The sequence below is a fragment of the Kitasatospora sp. NPDC036993 genome, from assembly GCF_055607525.1.
In genome coordinates this window covers 15,433-38,060 of sequence record NZ_JBVJRP010000020.1, presented here as the reverse complement: position 1 = coordinate 38,060, position 22,628 = coordinate 15,433, and the positions used below count along the sequence as shown (strand labels likewise).

Here is a 22,628-nt window from a genome sequence, read left to right as displayed (position 1 = left end):
GGGAGACCGGGGCGCCTTCGGTGGGGGTCGGGACACCTTATGTTTCCGGGGTGCTTCTGTCAGCCGCGTCCCCGCAGTTGTAGCGGAAGCAAAACGAGCAGAACACCCCTCTATGCGGAGAAGTCGCACTACGCGAAGAAGGCTCCCGCCGGGGCAGCTCCCGCTCCTACCTTTCCGGGGCAAGCACAGACCCGGGAGGATTGCATGACAGACACCCCGGCGATCGAGCTGACCGGCGCGACGAAACGCTTCCGCACCCCCTCGGGGGCGTTGCACACCGCCGTCCGCGACCTCGATCTGACCGTCGCCCAGGGCGAGTTCGTCGCCGTCGTCGGCCCCACCGGCTGCGGCAAGTCCACCACGCTGACCCTGGTCAGCGGCCTGGAGGAGCCCACCGAGGGCGAGGTCAGGGTGTACGGCGAGCCCGTGAGCGGGATCGACCCCAAGGTGGGGTTCGTCTTCCAGCAGGACGCCGTCTTCCCCTGGCGCACCGTCCTGTCCAACGTGATGGCCGGCCCGCGGTTCCGCGGCGTACCGGCCGCCGAGGCCCGCGACCGGGCCAGGGACTGGCTCGGCCGGGTCGGCCTGGCCGCCTTCGAGGACCGCTACCCGCACCAGCTGTCCGGCGGCATGCGCAAGCGCGTCGCGCTCGCCCAGACCTTCGTCAACGACCCGGCGATCCTGCTGATGGACGAGCCCTTCTCGGCACTGGACGTGCAGACCCGCGCCCTGATGTCGGACCAGCTGCTGGAGCTGTGGGCGGGCACGAGTTCCGCCAGGAACGCGGCCTCGGTCGTCTTCGTCACCCATGACCTGGACGAGGCCATCGCGCTCGCCGACCGGGTCGTGGTGATGACGGCGGGACCGGCCACCGTCAAGGAGGTCTTCACCGTCGACCTGCCGCGCCCGCGCACCGTGGAGGCCGTCCGGCTGGAACCGAGGTTCGTCGAGCTGTACCGCGAGATCTGGGCCTCGCTCGGCGAAGAGGTGCGCATCACTCGGGAGAGAGGAGCGGGTCATGCCGCTTGAGACCGCGTCCGCGTCCGAGTCCGAGTCCCCGTCCGGAGCCGGAGCAGAATCCGGAGCCGGAGCCGGAGCCGGAGCCGCGCCCGGGTCGCCCGTCGCCGGGAAGCCCCAGGCCGTCACCACGAGGACCGAGGCCCGCGAACGGGCCGCCCGCCACCGGAGGCTGGTCGTCTTCGGAGCCCGGGTCGCGGTGCTGCTCGCCTTCCTCGGCCTCTGGGAGGTGTGCGCCCGCACGGACGTCATCGACCCGTTCAACTTCTCCCAGCCGTCGAGGATCTGGGACCAGATCTGGCAGTGGATCACCCACGGCACCGCGCAGGGATCACTCGGCGAGCAGATCGGCTACACCCTCTACGAGGCCCTCACCGGGTGGGTGCTCGGAGTGGTCGGCGGCGTGCTGCTGGGCATCGCGCTCGGCCGGATCCGCTTCCTGGCCGACGTGTTCGGACCGTACATCAAGGTGCTCAACGCCATCCCGAGGATCGTGCTCGCACCGATCTTCCTGATCTGGTTCGGCCTGGGACCGGCGTCCAAGGTCGCCTCCGCCGTGGTGCTGGTGTTCTTCCCGGTGTTCTTCAACGCCTTCCAGGGCGCCCGCGAGGTGGACCGCAACCTCGTCGCCAACGCCCGCATCCTGGGTGCCGACAACCGCAGGGTCACCCTCCAGGTGGTCATCCCCGCCGCCACCACCTGGATCTTCACCAGCCTGCACGTGAGCTTCGGCTTCGCGCTGATCGGCGCCATCGTCGGCGAGTACATCGGCGCCACCAAGGGCCTCGGGCTGCTCGTCGCCGCCGCCCAGGGCACCTTCAACGCGGCCGGGGTGTACGCCGCCATGACCATCCTCGCCGTCGTCGCGCTGCTCACCGAGGGGCTGCTGACCTTCGCCGAGAAGAAGCTGTTCCGCTGGAAGCCCGCCGACGCGGGCGACGGCCGCTGAACTCCCCCTTGCCGTAAGAGCCGTAAGAAGAGAGAGGCCCCCACCCATGCGCAGATCAGTTGCCGCCGCCCTCGCCGCCGTCCTGCTCCTCCCGCTCTCCGCCTGCGCCAACGACGCCGCCACCGCCGGCCACGGCGCGGGCGCCGCCCCCGCCGGGCAGCAGGTCGACGGCCCCAAGGTCAAGATCATGGTCGGCGGCCTGGACAAGGTCATCTACCTGCCGGCGATGCTCACCCAGCGGCTCGGCTTCTTCGCCGAGGCCGGCGTCAACGTCGAGCTGATGACCGAACCGGCCGGCGTCAACGCCACCACCGCGCTGCTCGCCGGGGACGTCCAGGGCGCGGTCGGCTTCTACGACCACACCATCGACCTCCAGGCCAAGGGCAAGAAGGTCGAGTCCGTGGTGCAGTTCGCCCAGGCCCCCGGCGAGGTCGAGGTGGTCTCCACCAAGCAGGCCGACGCCATCAGGTCCGGCGCCGACTTCAAGGGCAAGAAGCTCGGCGTCACCAGCATCGGCTCCTCGACCGACTTCCTCACCAAGTACCTCGCGGTCAAGAACGGCACCGCCGTCAGCGAGTTCAGCCCGATCGCGGTCGGCGCCGGCCAGACCTTCATCGCCGCGCTCCAGCAGGGCAGCATCGACGCCGGGATGACCACGGACCCGACCGTCGCCAACCTCCTGGACAAGGGCCTCGGCAAGGTGCTGTACGACATGCGCACCCCCGAGGGCTCGCGCGAGGCGCTCGGCGGCCTGTACCCGTCGTCCTCGCTGTACATGAACACCGACTGGGTGGAGAAGAACAGGGACACCACCCAGAAGCTCGCCGACGCCTTCGTGAAGACCCTCAGGTGGATGTCCACCCACAGCCCCGAGGAGATCGCCGCGAAGATGCCCGCCGACTACGGGCAGGGCGGCGCCGGGCAGTACGCGGCGGCGATCAGGGCGACACTGCCGATGTTCACGACGGACGGCGTGATGCCGGCCGACGGGCCGAAGACGGTGCTCTCGGTGCTCGCCGCGTTCCACCCGGACGTGAAGGGCAAGGAGGGGTCGATCGACCTGTCGAAGACCTACACCACGGAGTTCGTCGCCAAGGCAGCCGGCTGAGCCCCGGCGGCAGCGGTCCCGCGCTCACCCCCACGGGCGCGGGGCCGTGCCAGGTCCGGGGGCCGTGCCAGGTCCGGGGCCGGTGTTCAGAGCCCCCGGACGGAGAGCGCCTCCATCCGCGACGGTGTCCCCGCCGCCTTGCCGCAGCTCTCCGGACGCGCCGGCTCGCTCACCGTCTCGATCACGTCCACCTCCCAGGACCGGCCGTCCCGGTGCAGCACCCCCACCAGCCAGCGGCCCTCGCCGTCCGGCCGCTGGGCCAGCGTCAGCACGTCCGCCGCGGTCTCGCCGGTGGCCAGCCGCACCGCGTGCTCGGCGGCCTGGCCCGGACGCTCCCAGCCCGAGCAGCCGCGCGACCACTCCGGCACCAGGTGCCCGGCCGCCGTCGCCGCCAGCACCTCCTTGGCGGTCTCCGGCGTCAGCCGCCCGTACGCGTAGCCGTACGGCAGCACCAGCATCGTGGGGGAGAAGCGGTGCCCGCCCAGGTGGGTGACCTCCCACACCTCGCTGTGCCCGGCCGCCGCCAGCTCCGCCGCGAGCGGTCGGCCCAGCAGCGCGCAACAGCGGTCCCGCCGCCCGTTGGTGCACACCAGCGCCACCGGGCCGCCGACGTGCTCGGCCCCGAAGCCGGTGTGGTCGCCGGCGCCCAGCGCCGCGAAGTCCAGCCCCAGCAGCTCCGCGGGATCCGCGACCGCCGCCCGGCGCACCCAGCCGCGGCCCGGCACCGTGTGCGCCACGATCACCTCGTGGCGGGGGGTCGGCAGGCAGTCGGCGTGCCGCCCCGGCCGCCGGATCAGCGCGACCCGCACACCCGTTCCGGCCGAGGCCGTCTCCAGCGCCCGCCCGACCGCCGCGTCCAGGTGGCTCTCACCCAGCGCCTTCGCGCCCCACGGACCGTTCTGCTCGACCAGCAGCCAGGTGCTCGCCACCGCCGCCGTCGCGGCCAGTGGCTCCGAAAGTTCACGCGACACAGTCGCACAGGTGCTCACCCTGGCAAGGCTACCCTCGCCCGATCAGCCGAAAGCGGCCTTCATCCGCTGCGCCATCGCCTCGGCCACCGGCTCCTCCAGCGGTTCGTACAGCGCCTCGGGGACGGTCGGGAGGTCGGCGAACTCCAGGTGGATGCTGCGCACGACGTCCGCGAACAGCTCCGAGTACAGCTCCCAGTCCTCGCGGCACGGGGTGCTCAGCTCCAGCGAGAGCAGCTGGGACTCGTTCGGCAGCGGCAGGTGCACCTGGATCACCGAGGTGGTCAGCACCCCGTCGTGGAGCGGGACCGCCATGCCGTCCAGCGGGGCCGGTCCACCGTCGATCGACGTCGACACGGCGTCGATCACCGCCGCCGCGCGCCCGGCCGGCAGCTCGATCGCCGTCACCTCCGCCTCCGGGCGGGACCGGGCCAGCCGGGTGAGCAGGACGTCCACCGCGCCCGCGTGGTCCGTCCCGGCCAACGGGCACACCGAGGCCACGATCGAGGCCGTGCTCGGGCGGCCGTCCACGTCCACCAGGCACATCCCGGCGTGGATCACCCCGGCCTCGGCCATCGGCGGGATCAGCCCGGCCAGCGCCACCGCCCAGCGCACCCGCGTCTCGTCCGGTTCGGAGGCCAGGACCTCGCAGACCAGCTCCCAGAGCTCCTCGGCCACCTGGTCCTCGGTGCCGAACACCGGGATCTCGTGGAAGGCGGGCGGGACGACGAATCGGATCTGGAGCCGGGCGTCCTCGGCGGGAGCGGGGAGACGGGCTGTCGGGGTGCCGGACATCGGTCCTTCCACGGGGGTCATGAGGGCTTGCGGATCCGGTTGCGGACGTCCAGCCAGGCCGGAGGGACGGGGACCGGGACGCCGTACGTACGGGCCTCGATGAGCAGGTCGAGGTAGGCGTCGGCGTGGTCGCGCAGACCGGAGCGGCGCCAGGTCCGGTGCGCCCTCAGAGCGGGGAGGGCGGCGAGCGCACCGACTGTTGTCAGCCCGATGGCGGCGGATCGGAGCTGCTGGGCGTGCTCGGTGCCGGAGGGATCGTCGAACAGGGAGACGAGGAGCACGGCCGCGATCAGAGCCAAGGCGGAGACCGACCTCCACGCGGCCAGCCACTGGCGGCAGCGCCGGACGGCGGTGAGCAGTCCCCGGACGGTCTGTTCGTTCAGGAAGTCGAGGCCGTGCGGAGCACCGAGTTCACGAGCCCGGCCGGCCAGCGTCGAGTGGCGTGTGAGTGCGGCAGCCGGCAGCACAGGGAACTTCGGGTCGATCGCCGCGCCGGCCGGCCACCAGGACTCGGGCTGCGCGGCGACGGGCGGGGGAGCGGCGTCGAGATGCGCGGCCGGGGCAGCCGGCGGCCGCAGGTGCGGAGCAGCCGCGGTGCCCTCCTCCCAGGAGGCCCGATCGGCATCGGCTCCCCAGTCGACGGGAATCCGAACCGTCAGCCCCGCCCTCCGCGCCTGGTTCAACAGCCCGATGTACGTGGTGAAGTGCACGGAGGCGGTGCTCTTCGCCGAGCCGCGGTCGGCGCCCCGCAACCAGATCGCGATTCCGGCCGGAATTCCCAGGATCGCTGCCGCCCAATTGCCAGTGACCAAGGAGACCACTATCCCGCCGAGGATGAACATGGCCGCTACTTCGCCGTGCCAGTCCAGTCGGTTCCGTAGCCGCATATGCCTGATCACCACATTGCGCGCCACATCGTCGTTCAGCAGGGTGACGCCGTACAGAGTCTCGGCCCGCCGTGCTGCCTCGGCTACTTCGGGCACGGAAGCGAGCTGCCCGCCCGAGATGGGGAGGGTCACATAGAGGTCCTTGACCATGAGTCTCTCCTCTCAGCCCACGGCGCTCAGGAACGGCGTGGGCGACGGGCGGTACGCGGGTTTGGGCGTCGGTCCGGGAGGCGCGATGTGCGGCTCCTCCGCCTCTTCCTTCTCCCGGCCGGCACGGAGACTGCGGGCGAGCCCGACTGTCTTGTTCGTGACCGTGACCAAGGAGGGATTCACTTCGATGCCCGCTTTCGCGAGCCCGGCGACGATGCCGTTGGTCGACATGGGGGTGCGGGTCATCTCGAACAGGGCCGTGCCGGCGGATCGGGTACGTTCGGCGGCACTGGCTCCTTCCCCCAGTTTCACCGACTCCTTGAAGGCACCGGTGTGAGCCTTGATCTTGTTGACGAGGCCGGGAACCTTGGCTGCCTTGACCGAGTTCCCCGCTGTTGCGAAGCCCCTGATGGCACCGACACCGGGAAAGGCTCCGAGCACGTCCATCCCGATCTTCCCCCAGGACACGTCCTTGCCACGGGACTTGGCGATGCTGTGCCCAGCCAGCGCGGCCGCGCTGGTCAGCACGGCCGCAGCACCCAGCAGCGGGCCGATCCCGGGGACTATCAGAGCCGCGATCGCCAGCCCGGCCGAGATCTGGGACAGCGCGTCCGCATGGTCGGCCAGGAAGTCCACCGACTTCTGCCAGGCGTGCTCCACCTTGTCCAGCATCCGCTTGAGGAAGTTCGGGTCCGGCGGGTGGTGCCGTGACGCCTCCTGGATCGCCCGGGCGGCGGCCTCGGCCTTGTTCTTGTGGTCGGCCAGCTGCTTGTGGCCGCTCGCGATCAGCTCGTCGAGCTGGTGCACGAGCTGCTGCTGGGCCTGGAGCTTGGCCTCGAAGTCGGCCTTGGCCTTCGTCTGTGCCGCCGCGTCGGCGGACTGCGCAGAGGCGTCCAGGGCCTTCCCCATGGCGTCGAGTTGGACGTTCGTGTCGCCCACTCGGGAGCGTAGCTCGACGGCCTGGGCCTCCATCGTCCTGCCGGAGGCGAGCAGGCCGGTGAGCTGGGTGTGCCAGGCCTTGAGGGCTCGCGAGCAGGCGGCCATCGATTCGTGGCCCTGGGTGAGGTACTTGGGCAGCTCGCCGAGCTTGCCCGCGAAGTTGCGGGCCGCCTCGCCCTGCCAGGCGCTGCCCTCGGAGCCGAGGTCGGCGAGGGCGTGCCGTAGTTCCTCCAGTTCGCGGGCGACGGCGTCGACGTCCGCGTACATCTTGGCGATGGCCGGAAGGTCCCCCGGGGCCGGGCAGAAGCCGAGGCCCGGCCAGTTCTTGTCACTCATGCTGGAAGTCCAGTCCCCTGCTGGTCGGTTCAGGTCGCGCCGAGGCCCTTGGCGGTGCCCTTCTCGTTCTCCCCGTAGTTGTCGAGCGATGCGTCCAGGCCTTCGCGCAGGCCGTGGGCGAGCTTGGCCATCCGGCCGATGCCGCCGTGCCAGTGGTCCTCGAAGCCCTTGCACGCGGCGTCGAGCCGTTCGGTGCCCAACTGCCTGCCCTTGCCGAGGTTCTCGAGGCTCTTGGCGACCGCCCCCATGCGGTTGCCGCATTCGTCGAGTTGTTTGGACACGGTCTTCATCCGGCTCATGTCGATCTTGAACTCTTCGGCCAATTGCCCGTCCCCCAACGGATGATGACGCGCTGTGGAGCACCTGTTCGACGAACCTAACCCATGGGTGGGCAAAGTTCGCGCCATGGCCGGGAATTGGAGATCACCGTTCCGGATTCCCGGTCGGACGGGCACGAAAAAGCGGAGGGGCACCGGAACCATCCGGTACCCCTCCGCTCGGACGAGCGCCGTTACGCCGGGCCGGCGACCACCGCGATCGGGGTGGTCACCGGGGTGCCGGAGCCGTCGCGGCGCGGGTCGCGCTCGGGCAGGTCGACCGGGGCGCCCTTGGCGGTGGCGGCGCGGGCCGGGGCGGCGCCGGCCCAGGCGAAGGTCAGGGCGTCCTCGCCGCGCAGGAAGCGCTGGCAGCGCACCCCGCCGGTGGCGCGGCCCTTGCGCGGGTACTGCTCGAACGGGGTGACCTTCCAGGACGTCTGCTCGCCGTCGGACAGCGTGTCCGTGGCCGTGGCCACCGAGACCACCACCGCGTCCGCCGCCGGGTCCACCGCCGTGAAAGACAGCACCCGCGCGCCGTCCGACAGCTTGATGCCGGCCATGCCGCCCGCCGGGCGGCCCTGCGGACGCACCTGGCCCGCCGGGTAGCGCAGCAGCTGGGCGTCCGAGGCGATGAAGACCAGGTCCTCCTCGCCGGTGCGCAGTTCGATCGCGCCCACCAGCTCGTCACCCTCCTTGAGGGCGATCACCTCGAACTCGTCCTTGTTCGCCGGCCACTCCGGCACCACCCGCTTCACCACGCCCTGCGCCGTGCCCAGCGCCAGCCCCGGCGAGGACTCGTCCAGCGTGGTCAGCGCCAGCACCCGCTCTCCGGCCTCCAGCCGCAGGAACTCGCCCACCGCGGCCCCGCCCGCCAGCGTCGGCGACGGCGTCGGCGGCAGCGCCGGCAGGTCGATCACCGGCAGCCGCAGCACCCGGCCGACGGACGTCACCACGCCCACGTCAGCCCGCGCCGTCGCGTGCACCGCCGACACGATCACGTCGTGCTTCGCCCGCTTCTCCGACAGCTCGAACGGCTCCCCGTCCGCCGTCCGTGCCAGCAGCCCCGTCGAGGACAGCAGCACCCGGCACGGGTCGTCCGCGACCTCCAGCGGCACCGTCAGCGCCGCCGCGGGCGCCGCCCCCGCCTCCAGCAGCACCGTGCGCCGCTCCGTCCCGAACTGCTTGGACACCGCGGCCAGTTCGGACGAGACCACGCTGCGCAGCTTGGTGTCCGACTCCAGGATCTCGGTCAGGTCCGCGATCTCGGAGTTCAGCTTCTCCTTCTCCTGCTCCAGCTCCACCCGGTCGAAGCGGGTCAGCCGCCGCAGCGGGGTGTCCAGGATGTACGCGGTCTGCGTCTCCGACAGCGAGAAGCGCTCCATCAGGCGCTCCTTCGCCTGCTGCGCGTTGTCACTCGACCGGATGATCGCGATGACCTCGTCGATGTCGAGCAGGGCCACCAGCAGGCCCTCGACCAGGTGCAGCCGCTCCTCCCGCTTGCGGCGGCGGAAGTCGCTGCGCCGGCGCACCACGGTGAAGCGGTGGTCGACGTAGACCTCCAGCAGCTCCTTCAGCCCCAGCGTCAGCGGCTGCCCGTCCACCAGTGCCACGTTGTTGATGCCGAAGGTCTCCTCCATCGGCGTCAGCTTGTACAGCTGCTCCAGCAGCGCCTCCGGCACGAAGCCGTTCTTCACCTCGATGACCAGCCGCAGCCCGTGCTCGCGGTCCGTCAGGTCCTTGACGTCCGCGATGCCCTGGAGCTTCTTCGCGTTGACCAGGTCCTTGATCTTCGCGATGACCTTCTCCGGGCCGACGTTGTACGGCAGCTCGGTGACCACGATGCCCTTGCGGCGGGCCGTCACCGCCTCCACCGTCGTCGTCGCCCGGATCTTGAACGTGCCGCGGCCCGACTCGTACGCGTCCCTGATGCCCGACAGGCCCACGATCCGCCCGCCGGTCGGCAGGTCGGGACCGGGCACGAACCGCATCAGCGTGTCCAGGTCCGCGCTCGGGTGCTTGATCAGGTGCCGGGCAGCCGCCACCACCTCCGACAGGTTGTGCGGCGGCATGTTCGTCGCCATGCCCACCGCGATGCCCGTCGCGCCGTTCACCAGCAGGTTCGGGAACGCGGCCGGCAGCGCCATCGGCTCCTGCTCGCTGCCGTCGTAGTTCGGGCCGAAGTCGACGGTGTCCTCGTGGATCGACTCCACCATCGCCATCGAGGCGGCCGTCAGCCGCGACTCGGTGTAGCGCATCGCGGCCGGCGGGTCGTCGTTGCCCAGCGAACCGAAGTTGCCGTGCCCGTCGATCAGCGGCAGCCGCATCGAGAACGGCTGCGCCATGCGCACGACCGAGTCGTAGATCGACGCGTCGCCGTGCGGGTGCAGCCGGCCCATCACCTCGCCCACCAGGCGGGCGCACTTCACGTGCCCGCGCTCGGGGCGCAGGCCCATCTCGTTGGCCTGGTACAGGATCCGGCGGTGCACCGGCTTCAGGCCGTCCCGCGCGTCGGGCAGCGCACGCGAGTAGATCACCGAGTAGGCGTACTCCAGGAAGGAGCCCTGCATCTCGTCCACGACGTCGACATCGAGGATCCGCTCCTCGAAGTCTCCGGGCGGCGGGGTCTGCGAACTGCGGCGGGCCATCGCGGCGGGGCTCCCTTACGTGTCGCTGGCTGTGTCTCGGTCGGGCGTCGGTCGTCTCGGTGCCGACCTGTCACCGGACCCGTCAACCGGGCGCCGTCGACAGGGCGCGGCGCCCCCATTGTGGACCCTCGCGGTGACAGTCCCGGTCAGCGGCCCTCTTCCGCCCCTGGCGAACGCCCCGGTCCGCGCGGACACGAACACGACTCCCGGACGTTGCACCACAATGGGGGACGCCACACGAACCCCCGACATCGACGACGGGAAGGACCCGAGCGCATGGCCAACCCGGCCCCCGCCTCCAGCCGAGGCATCGCCATCACCGAGCACCGCCTGGCCAACGGCCTGCGTGTCGTCCTCTCCGAGGACCACCTCACCCCGGTCGCCGCCGTCTGCCTCTGGTACGACGTGGGCTCCCGGCACGAGGTCAAGGGCCGCACCGGCCTCGCCCACCTCTTCGAGCACCTGATGTTCCAGGGCTCCGCCAACGTCTCCAACAACGGGCACTTCGAGCTCGTCCAGGGCGCCGGCGGCTCGCTCAACGGCACCACCAGCTTCGAGCGCACCAACTACTTCGAGACCATGCCCGCCCACCAGCTGGAGCTCGCCCTCTGGCTGGAGGCCGACCGGATGGGCTCGCTGCTCGCCGCGCTCGACGAGACGTCCATGGAGAACCAGCGCGACGTCGTCAAGAACGAGCGCCGCCAGCGCTACGACAACGTGCCGTACGGCACCGCCTTCGAGAAGCTCACCGCGCTCTCCTTCCCCGACGGCCACCCGTACCACCACACCCCGATCGGCTCCATGGCCGACCTCGACGCCGCCACGCTGGAGGACGCCCGCGCGTTCTTCCGGACGTACTACGCGCCCAACAACGCCGTCCTCTCCGTGGTCGGCGACATCGACCCCGAGCAGACCGTCGCCTGGGTCGAGAAGTACTTCGGCTCCATCCCCGCGCACGACGGCAAGCAGCCCCCGCGCTCCGGCGAACTCCCCGAGACCATCGGCCGCGAGATCCGCGAGGAGGTCCACGAGGACGTCCCCTCCCGCGCCCTGATGGCCGCCTACCGCCTCCCGCACGACGGCACCCGCGAGGCCGACGCCGCCGACCTCGCCCTCACCATCCTCGGCAGCGGCGAGTCCAGCCGCCTCTACAACCGGCTGGTCCGCCGTGACCGCACCGCCGTCGCCGCCGGCTTCGGCCTGCTGCGCCTGGCCGGCGCCCCCAGCCTCGGCTGGCTCGACGCCAAGACCTCCGGCGACGCCACGCTCGAACAGATCGGCACCGCCGTCGACGAGGAGCTCGCCCGCTTCGCCGCCGAGGGCCCCACGCCCGAGGAACTCGAACGCGCCCAGGCCCAGATCGAGCGCGAGTGGCTCGACCGGCTCACCACCGTCGCCGGCCGCGCCGACGAACTGTGCCGCTACGCCGTCCTGTTCGGCGACCCCAAGCTGCTCAACGACGCCCTCCCCAAGGTCCTCGACGTCACCGCCGAGGAGGTCCAGGCCGTCGCCAAGGCCAGGCTCCACCCCGACAACCGGGCCGTCCTCGTCTACGAGCCGACCGCCGCCGAGACCGACGCCGACGCCGCTTCCGACGCCGCTTCCGAAGAGGAGGGTGCCGCCGTATGAGCACCGACTACGTCCCCGCCATGACCTTCCACCCCCAGCCCCAGCCGGGCACGCCCAGCCCCTGGGACTTCCCCGCCCCCGAGCGGGCCGCCCTCGGCAACGGCATCACCGTCCTGCACTGCCACCGGCCCGGTCAGCAGCTGGTCGCCGTCGAGGTCCTCGTCGACGCCCCGCTCGCCGCCGAGCCCGAGGGCCTCGACGGCATCGCCGGCATCCTCGCCCGCGCCTTCAGCGAGGGCACCGACACCCTCAGCGCCGAGGAGTTCGCCGCCGAGCTGGAGCGCGCCGGCGCCACCCTCGACGCGCACGCCGACCACCCGTGCATCCGGATCTCCCTGGAGGTCCCGGCCTCCCGGCTCCAGCGCGGCCTGTCCCTGCTCGCCGACGCCCTGCGCGCCCCCGCGCTGCCGGAGGCCGAGATCGAGCGACTGGTCGCCAACCGCCTGGACGAGATCGTCCACGAGCAGGCCAACCCCGCCCGGCGCGCGGCCAAGGCTCTGTACGCCGAGCTCTTCGACGCCGCCGACCGGCTCTCCCGGCCCCGCGCCGGCACCGCCGACACCGTCAAGTCGATCGACCGCGCCGCCGTCAAGGCCTTCTACGACGCCCACGTGCGCCCCGGGACCAGCACCGTCGTGGTGGTCGGCGACCTCACCGGCGTCGACCTGCCCGCCCTGCTGGAGAGCACCCTCGGCACCTGGACCGGCACCGCCGCCGAGCCCTCGGTCCACGCCCCGGTCACCGGCGACGACCGCGGCCGGGTCGTCATCGTGGACCGCCCCGGCTCCGTCCAGACCCAGCTGCTCATCGGCCGGATCGGGCCCGACCGCCACGACCCGGTCTGGGCCGCCCAGACCCTCGGCACCTACTGCCTCGGCGGCACCCTCACCTCCCGGCTCGACCGCGTCCTGCGCGAGGAGAAGGGCTACACCTACGGCGTGCGCTCCTTCGCCCAGCCGCTGCGCTCGGCCGCCGACGGCAGCGGACGCTCGCTGCTCGCCATCAGCGGCTCGGTGGACACCGCCTCCACCGCGCCCGCGCTGGCCGACACCTGGACCATCCTGCGCACCCTCGGTACCGAGGGCCTCACCGACGCCGAGCGCGACGAGGCCGTGCAGTTCCTGGTCGGCGTCGCGCCGCTGAAGTACGAGACCGCGGGCTCGGTCGCCGGCACCCTGGCCGACCAGGTCGAGCAGTACCTGCCGGACGACTACCAGGCCGAGGTCTACCGGCGGCTCGCCGAACTGCCCACCGCCGCCGCCACCGAGGCGGTCGTCGCGGCCTTCCCGCCGGACCGCCTGGTCACCGTCCTGGTCGGCGACGCCTCCGTGATCGCCGACGACGTGCGGGCGCTCGGGATCGGCGAGGTCACCGTCGTCGGCTGACGCCCGCCGCAGCCCCGTCCGGCCCGGTGGAGCACCCGCTCCGCCGGGCCGGACGCGTTTTTAAATCCGTTGCGGGCCACGCCCGTTCCGTGGATAGATGTTCCCCGACGCACAGCACGTGCGAACGGCGACGAAGGAAGGGAGGCGGCCACCATGCGGGTCGAGCAAGCGATACGACGACGCTCCCCGAGGCCGTATTCCCCCTGCACCGTCGCCCCGGGCGTCTGAGCCCGCACTCCCGAACTTCCCCGAGCCGCGCCGGGATTCCTCGCGCGGCAGCTTCCTCACGTGAACTTCCCGACCTCTGGAGGTCGTTCGACCATGACGTACACCGAGGTGCCCGGCGTCCGGGTGCCGATCCGGATGTGGACCGACCCGGCCACCGTCGAGGGCCAGGCCATGCAGCAGCTGCGCAACATCAGCTCCCTGCCCTGGCTGCACGGCCTCGCCGTGATGCCCGACGTCCACCTGGGCAAGGGTGCCACCGTCGGCTCCGTCATCGCCATGAAGGGCGCGGTCTGCCCGGCGGCGGTCGGCGTCGACATCGGCTGCGGGATGAGCGCGGTGAAGACCTCGCTCACCGCCGAGGACCTCCCGGACGACCTGTCCCGCCTGCGCCGCAAGATCGAGCAGGCCATCCCGGTCGGCCGCGGCCTGCACAGCGACCCGGTCGACCCGACCAGGCTGTACGGCTTCCGGGCGGCGGGTTGGGATGACTTCTGGCAGCGCTTCGACGGGGTGGCGGAGGCGGTCAAGTGGCGCCGGGAACGGGCGATGCAGCAGATGGCCACGCTCGGCGGAGGAAATCACTTCATAGAACTGTGCGTTGATACGACCAATGTGGTCTGGTTGATGCTGCACTCCGGCTCCCGCAACATCGGCAAGGAGCTGGCGGAGCACCACATGGGCGTCGCCCGCTCGCTGCCGCACAACCAGGGCCTGATCGACCAGGACCTCGCGGTGTTCATCGCCGACACCCCGCAGATGAACGCCTACCGCCAGGACCTGTTCTGGGCGCAGGAGTACGCGAAGCGCAACCGCGCGGTCATGATGGCGCTCTTCCAGGGCGTCGTCCGGCGCGAGTTCGCCAAGTCGAAGGTCGCCTTCGACGAGGTGATCAGCTGCCACCACAACTACGTGGCGGAGGAGGCGTACGACGGCGTCGACGTGCTGGTGACCCGCAAGGGCGCGATCCGGGCCGGCAGCGGCGACCTCGGGATCATCCCCGGCTCGATGGGGACGGGCTCCTACATCGTCCGCGGCCTGGGCAACGCGGCGGCGTTCAACTCCGCCTCGCACGGCGCCGGCCGGAAGATGAGCCGCAACGCCGCGAAGAAGCGCTTCACCACCCAGGACCTGGTCGAGCAGACCAAGGGCGTGGAGTGCCGCAAGGACGGCGGCGTGGTCGACGAGATCCCGGGCGCCTACAAGAACATCGAGAAGGTCATCGAGCAGCAGAAGGACCTCGTCGAGGTGGTCGCGCACCTCAAGCAGGTCGTCTGCGTCAAGGGCTGACGCGGCCGGCCGCGGTCCGGGCCGACCGGAAATGCCGATCGGGGTGCCACCGGAAATCCGGTGGCACCCCGATCGGGTGGCTGCGAGGGCTCAGGCCGCGGCGGGGAGCTCGTCGAGGCCCTCGGAGACGAGCTTGGCGAGGCGGTCGAGCGCGTCGCCGGCGTTCTCGGCGTCGGAGGCGAGGATGACCTCGTCGCCGCCCTGGGCGCCCAGGGCGAGGAGGCCGAGCATGGAGGCGGCGTTGACCGGGTTGCCGCCCGGCTTCGCGATGGTGATCGGCACGCCGGTGGCCGTGACGGCCCGGACGAAGACGGAGGCGGGACGGGCGTGCAGGCCCTCGGCCCAACCGATGGTGACGCGGCGCTCAGCCATGAGACGTGCCTTTCCGGTGAAGCTGGTCACGGCCGCGCTCCGGGAGCGGGGGAAAACGACCGTGTTGTCTAGACCAGTGTTGCACGCAGGTAGCTCCTCGGAGCCGCTGCGTTCAAGACTTGTGATTGTTTCTTTTCGGGGCATAAACCCCGGTCGCCGACCCTGCCCACCCTGCCGCGAGCACGCGCCCGACGCCATTCGGCTCGCCGCCGGATAACCTGACGAATGTGGAAGACCCCGCGGTGGCGAACCTCGATCAGCCCGACTATCCGCAGCACTGGGAAGCGGACATCCTGCTGCGTGACGGCGGCACGGCCCGGATCCGGCCGATCACGCCCGCCGACGCCGGACGGCTCGTCGAGTTCTACGAGCAGGTGTCGGACCAGTCCAAGTACTTCCGGTTCTTCGCCCCCTATCCGCGGCTCTCCGACAAGGACGTCCGCCGCTTCACCCACCACGACTTCGTGAACCGGGTGGGCCTCGCGGTCGTGGTCGGGGACCGCTTCATCGCCACCGTCCGGTACGACCGGATCGACGCCGACGGCCGCCCGTCCGACACCGGCACCGACGCCGAGGTGGCCTTCCTGGTACAGGACGCCCACCAGGGCCGCGGTGTGGCCTCCGCGCTGCTGGAGCACATCGCGGCGGTGGCCCAGGAGCGCGGCATCCGCCGCTTCCAGGCCGAGGTACTGCCGGAGAACCGGAAGATGGTGAAGGTTTTCACCGACGCGGGCTACACCCAGCGCCGCAGCTTCGCCGACGGCGTGGTGCACCTGGACTTCGACCTCGAACAGACCGACCGCTCGCTCGCCGTGATGCGCGCCCGCGAGCACCGCGCCGAGGCGCGCTCGGTGCAGCGGCTGCTCACGCCCCGCTCGGTGGCGGTGATCGGCGTCTCCCGCACCCCGCAGACCGTCGGCCGGGCCATCCTGCGCGACCTGCTGGGGGACGAGGCCCCGGACGACCGCCCGGTGTACGCGGTGAACCGCAACGCCGAACCCGGCACCGAGCTGGACGGCGTCCCGGTCCACCGTTCGGTTCTGGACATTCCGGGACCGGTGGACCTCGCGGTGATCGCCGTCCCCGAGAGCGCCGTCCCGGCCGCCGTCGCCGAGTGCGGCGCCCACGGGGTGCAGGGCCTGGTGGTGGTCACCGCCGGCTACGCGGAGACCGGCCTGGAGGGCCGGGACCGGCAGCGCGCGCTGGTCCGCCAGGCCCGCGCGGCCGGCATGCGGGTGATCGGCCCGAACGCCTTCGGCCTGATCAGCACCGACCCGCAGCGTCCGCTGAACGCCTCGCTCGCCCCGCGCCTGCCCGGCCGCGGCGGCTTCGGCATCTTCTGCCAGTCCGGCGCGATCGGGGTGGCCCTGTTGGAGGCCGCCCACAAGCGCGGCCTCGGCGTCTCCTCCTTCGCCTCGGTCGGCAACCGCGCCGACGTCTCCGGCAACGACTTCCTCCAGTACTGGGCCGAGGACGAGGCCACCCAGGTGGTGCTGCTGTACCTGGAGTCCTTCGGCAACCCCCGCAAGTTCACCCGGATCGCCCGCCGCCTCGCGGCCGTCAAGCCGGTCGTGGTGGTCAAGGGCGCCCGGCACACCGGCAGCCTGCCGCCCGGCCACGCCGTCCCCGCCACCGCCACCGGCCTGCGCGACGCCACGGTGGACGCCCTGTTCGAACAGGCGGGCGTCACCCGGGTCGCGACCATCACCGAGCTGTACGACACCGGCGAACTGCTGGCCCAGCAGCCGCTGCCGACGGGGGACCGGGTCGCGGTGGTCGGCAACTCCGACTCCCTCGGCCTGCTCACCTACGACGCCCTGCTGAGCGCCGGCCTGCGCCCGTGCACCCCCGTCGACCTCACCACCGCCGCGACCGGCGAGAACTTCCGGATCGCCCTGGACGTCGCCCTCGCCGACCCGGCCGTGGACGCGGTGATCGCCGTCGCGATCCCGCCGATCGGCACCTCCGCGCACGCCTTCATGGGCGGCCGGCTGACCGCCGAGGACGACCCCGAGATGGGCTCGGACGACCCGGAGATCGCCGCCGCCCTGCTCGAAGCCGGACAGCGTGCCCGGGAACTGGGCAAGCCGCTGCTGCTCACCCACCTGGCGCTGACCGACCTGCCGGCCCGGCTGCGCCCCGGCGGCATCCCCGCGTACGCGGCGCCCGAGCGGGCCGTGAACGCCCTCACCCACGCCGTGCACTACGCGCAGTGGCGCCGCCGTACGGCCGAGGCCGAGGAGACGGCGCGGGTCCCGGAACTCGACCGGATCGACGAGCCCGGCGCCCGCCGGCTGGTGGAGGAGGCGCTGAGCACCAGGGCAGCGATCGCCCGCCCGTCGCCCACCGCCACCCTTGTCCGAGGCGCTACGCGACGCTCCCTCCTCTGGCGCACCCAGCCCGGCGGCGCCCGGATCACCCTGCCCGAGCCCCAGGCCAGGGAGCTGCTGGCCCGCTACGGGATCGACGTCTCGCCGACGATGCCCGCCCCGGACGAGGAGACCGCGGTGAGGGCCGCCGGGGCACTCGGCTACCCGGTGGCCCTCAAGGCGACCGCCCCGCACCTGCGCCACCGCCCCGACCTGGGCAGCGTCCGGCTGGACCTGACCGACGAGGCGGGCCTGCGCCGCGCCCACCACGAGCTGGACGCGCTGCTCGGCGGCGCCGCGCAGGCCGGGCTGATGGTCCAGCGGATGGCCCCGCGCGGCGTGGACACCGTGATAGCCGCCACGGTCGACCCCGCGGTCGGCGCGATCCTCTCCTTCGGCCTGGCCGGCGCACCGGCCGAACTGCTGGGCGACCTGGCGCACCGGCTGGTTCCGGCCACCGACCAGGACGTCGCCGGGCTGATCAGGGAGGTGCGGGCGGCACCGCTGCTGTTCGGCTGGCGCGGTGCCGAGGCGGTGGACACCGGCGCCCTGGAGGAGTTGCTGCTGCGGGTGTCGCAGCTGGTGGACGACGTGCCGGAGATCGCCTCGGTGGATCTCGAACCGGTGGTCGTGGCCCCGCACGGACTGGCGATCCTGGGGGCGCGGGTGCGGGTCGCACCCCTGCCGGTCCGCAGCGATCTGGGCCCGCGCGCGATGAGCACGCTGTAACCTTCCTTGGTTGCGCCCTGCCCGGGCGCTGTTGTCCGAAGCTCGGCGCCGTGCCGCCCGCTTCGTCGGCGGACCATGCCAGGATGGAGATATGGCGAAGACCGGTACCACCACCACTCAGGACCTGCGCTCGGCGATCGAGCGCAGCGGCTACTACCCGGCCCTGGTGTCCGAGGCGGTCGAGTCCGCGGTGGGCCCGGAGCCGATCAGCTCCTACCTGGTGCACCAGGAGACGACCTTCGACGCCAACGAGGTGCGCCGGCACGTGACGGTGCTGGTGCTCACCCCGACCCGGTTCGTGGTGAGCCACACCGACGAGCAGTCCGGCGCCGAGGGCAGCCCGGCGGTGCCGTTCGCGACGACGTCGACGGAGAGCGTGCGGCTGGACCGGATCGGCTCGGTCGTGGTGAGCCGGATGGTGGCGAACCCGGAGACGTACACCCCCGGCACGCTGCCGCGCGAGGTGGTGCTGACGATCGGCTGGGGCGCGGTGCAGCGCCTGGACCTGGAGCCGGCCGGCTGCTCCGACCCGAACTGCGAGGCGGACCACGGCTACACCGGCTCGGCCACGGCCGACGACCTCTCGCTGCGGGTGAGTGAGGCCGGTGACGGCCCGGAGACGGTGTCCCAGGCGCTGGTGTTCGCCCGGGCCCTGTCCGACGCGACGATCAGCAACGGTCCGCGGGTCTGATCGCCGCCGTTTCCGCCCGCTACGAATCCGGTTCCATGTCCTTCGTTCCTGCCGACGGCTACGACGCCTTCGAGATCCTTGACCCCGCCACGGCCCCCGCGCCCCCGTACGGCAGCGGTTCGCTGTGCGACCTGCTGCCCTCGGTGGCGGCGGGGCTCGGCGTCCCGGGGTTCACCGCGACGCTGCCCGTCGCCCCGGCCGACCGGGTGGTGGTGTTCCTGGTGGACGGCCTGGGCTGGGAGCTGCTGCTGCGCCACCCCGAGTACGCGCCGTTCCTGTCCTCGCTCGCCGGGAGTTCGCTGGGCGGCAGCGGCCGTCCGCTGACCGCGGGCTTCCCGTCCACCACGGCGACCTCGCTGGCCTCGGTCGGCACCGGTACGCCGCCGGGCCTGCACGGCCTGGCCGGGTACACGGTGGCGGTGCCGGGCGCCGGCTACCTGATGAACCAGCTGCGCTGGCAGCCGCCCACCGCGCCGCACGTCTGGCAGCCGTACCCGACGGTCTTCGAGCGCACCCACCAGGCCGGGGTGGCGACGGCGCAGGTCTCGTCCCCGCTGTTCGCCCAGACCCCGCTGACCAAGGTGGCGCTGTCCGGCGGCACCTTCCTCGGCCGCACCACGGGCGAGGAGCGGATGGACCTGGCGGCCTCCTGGCTGGCCGAGCACGACCGGGCGCTGGTGTACACGTACGTCAGCGAGCTGGACGGCGCGGGCCACCGCTTCGGGGTGGACTCGGACGAGTGGCGGATGACGCTGGACGCGGTGGACCGGCTGGCCCGCCGACTGGCCGGGCAGCTGCCGCCGCGCTCGGCGATGTACGTGACGGCCGACCACGGCATGATCGACATCGCCCCGGAGGACCGGATCGACTTCGACGAGGACTGGGAGCTGGGCGCCGGCGTCGCCCTGCTCGGCGGCGAGGGCCGGGCCCGGCACGTGTACGCCGTCCCCGGGGCCGCGGCCGACGTGCACACGGTCTGGAGCGAGGTGCTGGGCGACCGGATGTGGGTGGCGACCCGCGACCAGGCGATCGAGGCGGGCTGGTTCGGCCCGGCCGTGGACGAGCGGGTGTACGCCCGGATCGGCGACGTGGTGGCCGCGGCGCGCGACGACATCGCGATCGTCGCCTCCCGCAACGAGCCCGGCGAGTCCGCGATGATCGGTCTGCACGGTTCGATGACCCCGGTCGAGCAGTTCGTGCCGTTGCTCGAAGTCCGCGGCTGACCGGGCCCCGCAGCGCACCTGACTCCTCTGTGTCCGAACTCCCTTGATGTGAAAGGCCCTTGCTCCACCCATGGCTGAACTGGTGTTCTTCTCGGGCACGATGGACTGCGGAAAGTCGACGCTGGCGCTGCAGATGGACCACAACCACGCGGCGCGCGGCCGGAGGGGCGTGATCCTCACCCGCAACGACCGGGCGGGCGCGGCGACGATCTCCAGCCGGCTGGGCCTGCGCGCCGACGCGGTCGAGGTGACGGACGACTTCGACTTCCACGCGCACGTGGTGCAGCGGCTCTCGGCCGGCGGCCGGGTGGACTACCTGATCTGCGACGAGGCGCAGTTCTTCGCCGCCGAGCAGGTCGACCAGCTGGCCAGGGTGGTGGACGAACTGGACATCGACGTCTACACCTTCGGCATCACCACCGACTTCCGCACCCGGCTGTTCCCCGGCTCGCAGCGGCTGATCGAGCTGGCCGACCGGGTGGAGGTGCTCCAGGTCGAGGCGCTGTGCTGGTGCGGCGCGCGGGCCACCCACAACGCCAGGACGGTCGGCGGGGTGATGGTGGTCGAGGGCGCCCAGGTGGTGGTCGGCGACATCTCGGTGGACCGGGACGAGGTCGGCTACGAGGTGCTGTGCCGCCGTCACCACCGCCGCCGGCTGACCGCGGCGACGGCGCGCGCCTCGGTGCTCTCACCGGACGTGCTGCCCTTCGAGGAGCAGCAGGCCTGAGGGCGGGCGCGCCCCCGGCTTCACGGGTCAGTGCTCCTGGGGAAGCACCTCCAGGACGGAGAAGTGCCCGCCCTGCGGGTCGGCCAGCCGGGCGGCCCGGCCACGGGCGGTGTCGTGCGGTCCGACCAGGATCCGGCCGCCGAGATCGACGGCGTGACGGGCGGTCAGGTCGGCGTCGCCGACCGCGAAGTGGGTGCGCCAGCGAGGCGGGTGGCCGCGCAGCTCGGCGCGGTGCCGGATGCCGGCGACCGGACGCCCGTGCACCAGCAGCGCGGTCTCGTCCGCGGCGGAGCGGACCGGGCGGTCGAGCACGGTGGAGTAGAAGGCGGCGGCGCCCTGTGCGTCGGGGGTGAGGAGTTCGGCCCAGGCCGGTCCGCCGGGTTCACGGCCGGCCTCCCGGCCGAGGTGCTCCTCGCCCTGCCAGAGTCCGAAGACCGCGCCGGAGACGTCGGAGGCGATGGCCATCCGGCCGGCGCGCTCGGCCTGGAGCGGCCCGACGGCGACCGTCCCGCCGCACGCGCGGACCAGCTGGGCGGTGCGGTCGGCGTCGTCCACGGCGAAGTACGTCGTCCACTGCACCGGGAAGCCGGTGGCGGTGGAGACGCCGAGGCCGGCCACCGGTGCCCCGTCCAGCCGGGCCCGGACGTAGTCGCCGATCTGGCCCGGCCCGGGCGCGTACGTCCAGCCGAGCAGGGCGCCGTAGAAGGCGCGGGCGCCGGGCAGGTCGTCGGTCAGCAGGCTGACCCAGCAGGGCGTGCCCTGGGCCAGTCGGAGTTCCACCGCGGGCAATGCGGGCCTCCTCGTGGGTGGTTGGCGCACGGAAACCTCGCGCGCGAGGGTGATGCTTCCACTCTGACGGGCGCCCAACCCTCGGGCCGCGCGGAAAGTCCGGCAAAGAGCGCACAAAGAGCGGCGAGTCGGCCGGGCTGCGCGACAATGGCCGCCATGACCACCACCTACAACGACGGTTCTCCGCTGATCTCCGCGGCCGGACTGCGGGAGGCGCTCGCCTCCGCGCTGCCGCCGGTGCTGTTGGACGTGCGCTACCAGCTGGTCGGTGCCACTCCGGGCGGCCCGACCGCGGCCGAGGAGTACCGGGCCGGGCACCTGCCCGGCGCCCACTTCGTCGAGCTGGACCGGGACCTGGCCGCGCCGCCCGGCGCCCCCGGCCGGGGCGGCCGCCACCCGCTGCCGGACCCGGAGGAGTTCGGCGCGGCGATGCGCGGCTTCGGGGTGAGCACCCGGCGCCCGGTCGTGGTGTACGACGGCGCGGCCTCGATGGCGGCGGCCCGGGCGTGGTGGCTGCTGCGCTGGGCCGGGCACCGGGACGTCCGGGTGCTGGACGGCGGCTTCGCGGCCTGGGAGGCGGCCGGGCTGCCGGTGACGGCCGAGGTGCCGGACCCGGAGGAGGGCGACTTCAAGCCGGTGCCGGGGCAGCTGCCGACGGTGGACGCGGACGGCGCCGCGGCCTGGGCGCGCGGCGACCTGCTGCTGGACGCCCGCTCCGGGGAGCGCTACCGGGGCGAGACCGAGCCGGTCGACCCGCGGGCCGGGCACATCCCGGGCGCGGTCTCGGCGCCGACGGCCGGGAACGTGGGGCCGGACGGCCGGTTCCTGCCGGCGCCCGAACTGGCCGCCCGGTTCAGGGCGCTGGGCGCGGGGGAGCGGGACACCGCGGTGTACTGCGGTTCGGGCGTGACGGCGGCGCACCAGATCCTGGCGCTGGAGGTGGCGGGCCTGCCGGCCACGCTGTACCCGGGCTCGTGGAGCGAGTGGTCGAGCGACGAGGCGCGCCCGGTGGCGGTCACCGGGCAGCCGGGCTGAGCCGGCGGGACACGCCGGAGGGGCGGGAGGCCCGGCCTCCCGCCCCTCCAACG

The 22,628-nt window shown here is 72.5% G+C and carries 19 protein-coding genes; 11 read left to right on the top strand and 8 right to left on the bottom strand.

Features of this window, described 5'->3' with window-relative positions; translation table 11 throughout:
* Window positions 1-204 precede the first annotated feature (204 nt).
* The 3 genes from ACZ7C5_RS32300 to ACZ7C5_RS32290 are packed head-to-tail and all read left to right on the top strand — an operon-like array spanning window position 205 to window position 3,074.
* Window positions 205-1,029 (top strand): ABC transporter ATP-binding protein, encoded by an 825-nt coding sequence (locus ACZ7C5_RS32300; protein WP_401091961.1) that lies wholly within the window; start codon window positions 205-207, stop codon window positions 1,027-1,029.
* On the top strand, window positions 1,019-1,966 hold the full coding sequence (locus tag ACZ7C5_RS32295; RefSeq protein WP_470324046.1) for an ABC transporter permease: 948 nt from the start codon (window positions 1,019-1,021) through the stop codon (window positions 1,964-1,966). The genes ACZ7C5_RS32300 and ACZ7C5_RS32295 overlap by 11 nt, the downstream gene beginning before the upstream one ends.
* A 46-nt stretch (window positions 1,967-2,012) precedes the next feature.
* On the top strand, window positions 2,013-3,074 hold the full coding sequence (locus tag ACZ7C5_RS32290; RefSeq protein WP_401091963.1) for an ABC transporter substrate-binding protein: 1,062 nt from the start codon (window positions 2,013-2,015) through the stop codon (window positions 3,072-3,074).
* An 86-nt stretch (window positions 3,075-3,160) separates the two neighbouring features.
* On the opposite strand, the gene ACZ7C5_RS32285 is transcribed toward ACZ7C5_RS32290, so the two are convergent.
* The 6 genes from ACZ7C5_RS32285 to ACZ7C5_RS32260 all read right to left on the bottom strand — a co-directional run bounded on the left by ACZ7C5_RS32285 (window position 3,161) and on the right by ACZ7C5_RS32260 (window position 10,111).
* Complete coding sequence (locus ACZ7C5_RS32285; protein ID WP_470324045.1) at window positions 3,161-4,063, bottom strand: sucrase ferredoxin; 903 nt, start codon at window positions 4,061-4,063, stop codon at window positions 3,161-3,163.
* Between the two features lie 24 nt (window positions 4,064-4,087).
* Window positions 4,088-4,837 carry a hypothetical protein gene (locus ACZ7C5_RS32280; protein WP_401091965.1) on the bottom strand — a complete coding sequence of 250 codons (750 nt, stop codon included), beginning with the start codon at window positions 4,835-4,837 and terminating at the stop codon, window positions 4,088-4,090.
* Between the two features lie 17 nt (window positions 4,838-4,854).
* The gene (locus ACZ7C5_RS32275) at window positions 4,855-5,874 is read right to left on the bottom strand and encodes a hypothetical protein (protein ID WP_401091966.1); all 1,020 of its coding nucleotides are present in this window, start codon (window positions 5,872-5,874) and stop codon (window positions 4,855-4,857) included.
* 12 nt (window positions 5,875-5,886) lie between these two features.
* On the bottom strand, window positions 5,887-7,149 hold the full coding sequence (locus ACZ7C5_RS32270) for a hypothetical protein (protein ID WP_470324044.1): 1,263 nt from the start codon (window positions 7,147-7,149) through the stop codon (window positions 5,887-5,889).
* Window positions 7,150-7,178: 29 nt separating this feature from the next.
* Window positions 7,179-7,472 (bottom strand): hypothetical protein, encoded by a 294-nt coding sequence (locus ACZ7C5_RS32265; RefSeq protein ID WP_188296090.1) that lies wholly within the window; start codon window positions 7,470-7,472, stop codon window positions 7,179-7,181.
* Window positions 7,473-7,660: 188 nt separating this feature from the next.
* The gene (locus ACZ7C5_RS32260) at window positions 7,661-10,111 is read right to left on the bottom strand and encodes a DNA gyrase/topoisomerase IV subunit A (protein WP_401091968.1); all 2,451 of its coding nucleotides are present in this window, start codon (window positions 10,109-10,111) and stop codon (window positions 7,661-7,663) included.
* A gap of 276 nt (window positions 10,112-10,387) precedes the next feature.
* On the opposite strand from ACZ7C5_RS32260, the gene ACZ7C5_RS32255 reads away from it, so the two are divergent.
* From ACZ7C5_RS32255 to ACZ7C5_RS32245, 3 genes are all read left to right on the top strand, one after another.
* Window positions 10,388-11,740 (top strand): M16 family metallopeptidase, encoded by a 1,353-nt coding sequence (locus ACZ7C5_RS32255; protein WP_401091969.1) that lies wholly within the window; start codon window positions 10,388-10,390, stop codon window positions 11,738-11,740.
* Window positions 11,741-11,760: 20 nt separating this feature from the next.
* Entirely contained in the window at window positions 11,761-13,125 is a 1,365-nt protein-coding gene (locus tag ACZ7C5_RS32250) for a M16 family metallopeptidase (RefSeq protein ID WP_188296112.1), read from the top strand.
* Window positions 13,126-13,446: 321 nt separating this feature from the next.
* On the top strand, window positions 13,447-14,640 hold the full coding sequence (locus ACZ7C5_RS32245) for an RtcB family protein (RefSeq protein WP_401091970.1): 1,194 nt from the start codon (window positions 13,447-13,449) through the stop codon (window positions 14,638-14,640).
* Between the two features lie 90 nt (window positions 14,641-14,730).
* Here the strand turns inward: ACZ7C5_RS32245 and ACZ7C5_RS32240 are convergent, their stop codons facing one another.
* Window positions 14,731-15,012 carry an HPr family phosphocarrier protein gene (locus ACZ7C5_RS32240; RefSeq protein WP_188296094.1) on the bottom strand — a complete coding sequence of 94 codons (282 nt, stop codon included), beginning with the start codon at window positions 15,010-15,012 and terminating at the stop codon, window positions 14,731-14,733.
* Between the two features lie 227 nt (window positions 15,013-15,239).
* Between ACZ7C5_RS32240 and ACZ7C5_RS32235 the strand changes: the two genes are divergently transcribed.
* The 4 genes from ACZ7C5_RS32235 to ACZ7C5_RS32220 all read left to right on the top strand — a co-directional run bounded on the left by ACZ7C5_RS32235 (window position 15,240) and on the right by ACZ7C5_RS32220 (window position 20,751).
* On the top strand, window positions 15,240-18,110 hold the full coding sequence (locus ACZ7C5_RS32235) for a bifunctional acetate--CoA ligase family protein/GNAT family N-acetyltransferase (RefSeq protein WP_470324043.1): 2,871 nt from the start codon (window positions 15,240-15,242) through the stop codon (window positions 18,108-18,110).
* A 91-nt stretch (window positions 18,111-18,201) separates the two neighbouring features.
* Window positions 18,202-18,801 (top strand): DUF5998 family protein, encoded by a 600-nt coding sequence (locus ACZ7C5_RS32230; RefSeq protein WP_188296095.1) that lies wholly within the window; start codon window positions 18,202-18,204, stop codon window positions 18,799-18,801.
* Between the two features lie 35 nt (window positions 18,802-18,836).
* A complete protein-coding gene (locus tag ACZ7C5_RS32225) occupies window positions 18,837-20,024 on the top strand; it encodes an alkaline phosphatase family protein (RefSeq protein WP_401091972.1) in 1,188 nt (395 codons plus the stop codon).
* 70 nt (window positions 20,025-20,094) lie between these two features.
* Window positions 20,095-20,751: a thymidine kinase gene (locus tag ACZ7C5_RS32220; RefSeq protein WP_401091973.1), complete on the top strand. Its 657-nt coding sequence runs from the start codon at window positions 20,095-20,097 to the stop codon at window positions 20,749-20,751.
* Between the two features lie 27 nt (window positions 20,752-20,778).
* Here the strand turns inward: ACZ7C5_RS32220 and ACZ7C5_RS32215 are convergent, their stop codons facing one another.
* Complete coding sequence (locus ACZ7C5_RS32215) at window positions 20,779-21,531, bottom strand: VOC family protein (protein WP_470324065.1); 753 nt, start codon at window positions 21,529-21,531, stop codon at window positions 20,779-20,781.
* 165 nt (window positions 21,532-21,696) lie between these two features.
* Here ACZ7C5_RS32215 and ACZ7C5_RS32210 point away from each other — a divergent pair, with 165 nt between their 5' ends.
* The gene (locus ACZ7C5_RS32210) at window positions 21,697-22,575 is read left to right on the top strand and encodes a sulfurtransferase (RefSeq protein WP_470324042.1); all 879 of its coding nucleotides are present in this window, start codon (window positions 21,697-21,699) and stop codon (window positions 22,573-22,575) included.
* The last annotated feature ends 53 nt before the right edge of the window (window positions 22,576-22,628 follow it).